Here is a 4,108-nt window from a genome sequence, read left to right on the forward strand (position 1 = left end):
CTCGGCCAGGTAGAAGTTCTGGAAGGCCTGAACAGCGGGAGGCAATGGACGCTGTGCAGATGCTTGCACTTCTGCTTGCGTTGCCTCAGGTGCGCGTGTTGCATCTTCTGATTGCATAGCTTCTTTTTCACGCGCAGGTGCCTGTACGAGCGTTTGCTCGGACGCTTGCACTGTCAGTTGTTCAGGTGCTTCTTTGAATTCTTCCACGGTTCAAACCTTTCTGCGATGCTTTTGCATCAGACGGGCAAAGTTCTGCGAGACCACAGTCACTCCGACTGCTCCCAACACAATGGCGCCTGCGGTGCCGATGGTGGGAATCAACGCTCCCTCCAATGCGATACCTGCGGACTGTCCAATAAAGTACGACGCTGCAAAAGCAGCAACAGCCGCACCCCGACGCTCCGGCGCCATCTGGGTGGCGTTGATCTGCAAGGTGTTGTGCAGCATGTAAAACCCCAGGCCGGAAATGAAGCTGGCGGGTATGGCCCACCACCAGCTGCTCGATACTGCCACGGTGATGTAGGAAGCAGCTACCAGCACACCTCCCCAGCGGCACAGACCGGTTTCACCCAACCTGTGCAACAGGAATCGGGCACTGAGCGCAAAACACAGTCCGCCAAAGCCGAACAGCATGACCACCTGCCCGGCCATCGCCAGTGGAATGCCGTGGACCTGGTGCACATGGGTCACCATGAAGGCGAAGGCACCGAAGATGCTGGCGCCTTCTGCAAACACGGTCAGCAGCACCACGCGGGCCCAGGGCACTGCCAACACCTGGGCAAACTCGGACACCATGCGCTTCATCGCGGAGCCCTGGGGCGGACTGGTCTTTCTGGCGGCATCCGGCAGATGTTTGTTCATCCACAGCAGCAAGAAGCCCCCCAGCGCAAAGTAAACGGCAATGCCTTCAAAGGGGGTACGCCAGTGCAGATGGTCAGCCGCATAGCCGCCCAGCAGTACCCCTGCGGACACGCCCAGCACCTGGCCGATCATGAAGCGGGCCAATATGGGCTGGCGTCGTTCATAGGACGTCACATCGCCAATCCAGGCCATGGCCAGCGGGATGATGGCTGCGGCTGATGCGCCGGCAACGGCGCGGGCTGCCAGCAGGAATTCAAACGAAGGCGCCATGGCGCATGCCGCCGTGGTAATGGCGCAAGCAATCGTGCCCCAGGCAATGACGCGGTATTTGCCAAAGCGATCTCCCAGGGGCCGAAGATCAGTTGCGAGAAGCCATAGGCAATGGCAAACACGGTGATGACCAAGGCTGCGTGGCCCAGGGTCAGCGAAAACTCCTTTGCCAAGCCTGGCAGCAAGGGATCTGTGACCCGCATGGAAATGCCGCTGCCAAATGCGGAGATGGACAGGCCTAGAAGCGCTCCGCGGGGCAACTGGATATCTGGTGGACTGGCTGGCGTTGCAGCGCCACCTGAAGCCTGTAGGGGCATCTGAACCGATGGGGCTTGGCTCATGGGTGCTGCAACGCTGTGAAGAAGGAAATCAATTGAGTCTGGGCCCTTGTGATTTAAGTTCTTCCATCAGGGCATCGGGTGCGCCGCCTTGCGCGAGATGACTCTTGTACCAGACGGTGAGAATGCTGGTGACAACCGGCCCCGGGTTCTGCAACACCTTGTCAAAGTTCAGGCCGTTGATCTGGCAGATCAGCTTGACTAGGTCCATGTCCAGATCAATGGCGTCATCGTCACAGCGACGGACCTTGAGATCGGAGAAGGTGTAGCCCTCGGGGAGCTTTAAAGTGATGACGGAATCGGTACTCATCAATAGCGAAGCTTCCCTGCACGGCATCCTGCCCCCCAGGATCATTGAGTTGGCGCCTGCCCCCAGGCTTGGTCACTTCCACACCCAGAAAGTAGGCCATGCGCCAAGGCGGCTCACTGGAACTACGCAGTTCTATGGTTTGCGGCGCCCGCGTCTGGCGTGGCGCTGATGTCAGCAGCACTTGCAGGTGGTCATGCAGTGCGTGGGCGCTGAGGCCATAGAGTGTCTCTGCGCTGTAGATGGCGTTGTCCAGCACCACGTTCTCGGCGCCCACACTTTGCCGAACGCCTGCTGCAAGCTCTGACAAGTATTGGCTCTGCCCTCTACGGGACACGAAGATGCGGTTCTGCTGCATGTGCCATTGCGTAGCCACCGGTACGGCAAATGCATTCCAGACTGCATCCGTGCGAAGAAAACTCTGGCTGCAAAGGGTCACCATGTCTTGCAGAAGATCCGCCTCTACATCACCGAGCTCCCCCAATGCACGCGCAAGAACGTCTGCGTTGCCTCTTCCCAGCAACTCCATGGATACGAAGTCCCTGATCCGAGCTCCCAGGGCGATGTCCGCTTCGCCACCGGCACTCCTGCGCTGCACCAGACTCACGAGTGAGCGCACCTGGAGTTCAAAGATGTCCCGACTGCGCATGATTTCTCACTCCCAACATGTTGATGATCTGCGTCCCTTGGGGAAATGCAATATGGATGACGCAGCCGAGCAGCTACGAACGTTTCAATTGCATGGCTCATGGAAACTCCACACTGCCAGATAAACGTACCCCCTCCCGCTTACCCAGCAGTTCCCGTTGGCAGGACCTTACGAATTAACGGAAGGAACTGTCACTGGGCTCCGTGCTCAATTCTTCCGGAATGATCGAACGCAGCGCAAACAGCGCCAGCCAGACCATCACGAGACTGAGCTGATTCACCAACGTGATCAGCATCCCGAATTCACTTCCCTGCACCTGGCCTAATGTCCCCAGGTAGGTAGACATGCCGCTGAACAACATGTAGGCACACACCAGGGCCAGGAAGCAATCAATGGCAACTTTTAGAAATTTCATAACAGCCTTCCTTAAAACGCACCGCTCTGTGCTTTGTTCTTCTTACTTTCCTGGGACTTCTTCATCGCTTCGATTTCGTTCTGCATCTGAGCATTCGCTGTCAGATCGATGAACTTCAAGTAGGTTGTGGTGTTTGGCCAGCCGCGGGATACCTCAATCTGCATGCCCTGAGCCAGACTCCAGCGGGCGGTAACAGGGCCGAGCCCATAGCTCCCAATCTGGGACGTTGTCCTTCCATACTTGGATGCCACCATCTCGATGATCTTGCCAACCAGTTCGGTGTCCATAAATCCAGGGAAGGTGTACTGGGAATAGGCGAACTTGTCCGTAGCAGAAACGTATCCAGCCTCGAATTCCGATGCCCCATCCAGCACACCCTGGGCGTCATACGTGTCAATCCAATAATTCTTGTCCTCGCGTGTGCTCCGCAATCCGCCTTGCTTGAACGCCTGGCGCATTTGGTCACGCGAGGCTCCCTTGATGCTGACCCCAAACAATTCCAGCGGCTTTTGTTCGGCGGCCAGAGCCGCTCCCATCATCAGAAATGCGGCCACTGCGCCGCCCATCATGGTTCTACGTTTCATTAGTGTCATTTGTGATCCCTTTGAAATGGTGGTTAAAAAGACTGGTATTGCCGCAGAGATTGGTACCGATCCTTTTCATGAACCCACGCACGACAGGTATGTGTGCTTGTGCGCGGCCTGCAGTTAATTGATCAGGCAATTTTCTTTTGACAATTACGTTAAATATAACGTGGTCTTAAAAATGACTTACGGCAAAGCTCGCAACCATGCAAGCACGCCAAGTCAAACCCGGCAGACCACGGGGATCCACCTCCTATGAGGCGGCCCCCGCTATTGCCTTTGGGCGGGTGGTTCGCGAGCGCCGACTCAAGCTCGGTCTAGCCCAGGAGGAGTTGGCCCACCTAGCGCTGGTGGAGCGCTCCCACATGGGCAAGATCGAGCGCGGTGAGCACCTACCCAACCTGGTCATGATTTTCAAAATCGCCCGCGCCCTGAACTGCAAACCCGGCAAGCTGGTGGACCAGACCTTAGAACTGCTCAGCAAGGACTGAGTTCTCTGCACACAATCATGCAGCGCGGGTGTTCAAAGATGTCCCGACTGCGCATCAAAGTTTCTCCCTGAAGTCAATTCGACATGCAAAGCGGCCAAGAAAGATTTCGTGGCAGATACGCAGACGGGCGCTGTACCGTCGTCCAGGATGGGGGCCCCAGGGATATTTCGTGACGCACACACCCAGGTCATGC

At 56.9% G+C, this 4,108-nt stretch carries 7 protein-coding genes; 1 reads left to right on the plus strand and 6 read right to left on the minus strand.

Features of this window, described 5'->3' with window-relative positions:
- From AC1RMF_RS26340 to AC1RMF_RS26365, 6 genes are all read right to left on the minus strand, one after another.
- A partial coding sequence (locus AC1RMF_RS26340; protein WP_493145478.1) for a hypothetical protein occupies positions 1 to 207 on the minus strand: 207 nt, incomplete at its 3' end.
- 3 nt (positions 208 to 210) lie between these two features.
- Positions 211 to 1,458, minus strand: a complete 1,248-nt coding sequence (locus AC1RMF_RS26345) for an MFS transporter (protein ID WP_493145486.1) — start codon at positions 1,456 to 1,458, stop codon at positions 211 to 213.
- A 42-nt stretch (positions 1,459 to 1,500) separates the two neighbouring features.
- Entirely contained in the window at positions 1,501 to 1,680 is a 180-nt protein-coding gene (locus AC1RMF_RS26350; RefSeq protein WP_493145479.1) for a hypothetical protein, read from the minus strand.
- 22 nt (positions 1,681 to 1,702) lie between these two features.
- Complete coding sequence (locus AC1RMF_RS26355; protein ID WP_493145480.1) at positions 1,703 to 2,425, minus strand: hypothetical protein; 723 nt, start codon at positions 2,423 to 2,425, stop codon at positions 1,703 to 1,705.
- Positions 2,426 to 2,600: 175 nt separating this feature from the next.
- The gene (locus AC1RMF_RS26360) at positions 2,601 to 2,840 is read right to left on the minus strand and encodes a hypothetical protein (RefSeq protein ID WP_493145481.1); all 240 of its coding nucleotides are present in this window, start codon (positions 2,838 to 2,840) and stop codon (positions 2,601 to 2,603) included.
- A gap of 11 nt (positions 2,841 to 2,851) precedes the next feature.
- On the minus strand, positions 2,852 to 3,409 hold the full coding sequence (locus AC1RMF_RS26365) for a hypothetical protein (protein ID WP_493145483.1): 558 nt from the start codon (positions 3,407 to 3,409) through the stop codon (positions 2,852 to 2,854).
- A 221-nt stretch (positions 3,410 to 3,630) separates the two neighbouring features.
- Between AC1RMF_RS26365 and AC1RMF_RS26370 the strand changes: the two genes are divergently transcribed.
- Positions 3,631 to 3,915, plus strand: coding sequence for a helix-turn-helix transcriptional regulator (locus AC1RMF_RS26370; RefSeq protein ID WP_493145485.1), 285 nt, complete (start codon positions 3,631 to 3,633; stop codon positions 3,913 to 3,915).
- Positions 3,916 to 4,108: the final 193 nt, after the last annotated feature.

This window comes from Rhodoferax sp. GW822-FHT04A08, from assembly GCF_058801025.1.

Excerpts from the sequence above, each read along its gene's own strand:
- AC1RMF_RS26350 (WP_493145479.1), bottom strand. The coding sequence starts at position 1,680 with ATGGACCTAGTCAAGCTGATCTGCCAGATCAACGGCCTGAACTTTGAC.
- AC1RMF_RS26355 (WP_493145480.1), bottom strand. The coding sequence starts at position 2,425 with ATGCGCAGTCGGGACATCTTTGAACTCCAGGTGCGCTCACTCGTGAGT.
- AC1RMF_RS26360 (WP_493145481.1), bottom strand. The coding sequence starts at position 2,840 with ATGAAATTTCTAAAAGTTGCCATTGATTGCTTCCTGGCCCTGGTGTGT.
- AC1RMF_RS26365 (WP_493145483.1), bottom strand. The coding sequence starts at position 3,409 with ATGATGGGCGGCGCAGTGGCCGCATTTCTGATGATGGGAGCGGCTCTG.
- AC1RMF_RS26370 (WP_493145485.1), top strand. The coding sequence starts at position 3,631 with ATGCAAGCACGCCAAGTCAAACCCGGCAGACCACGGGGATCCACCTCC.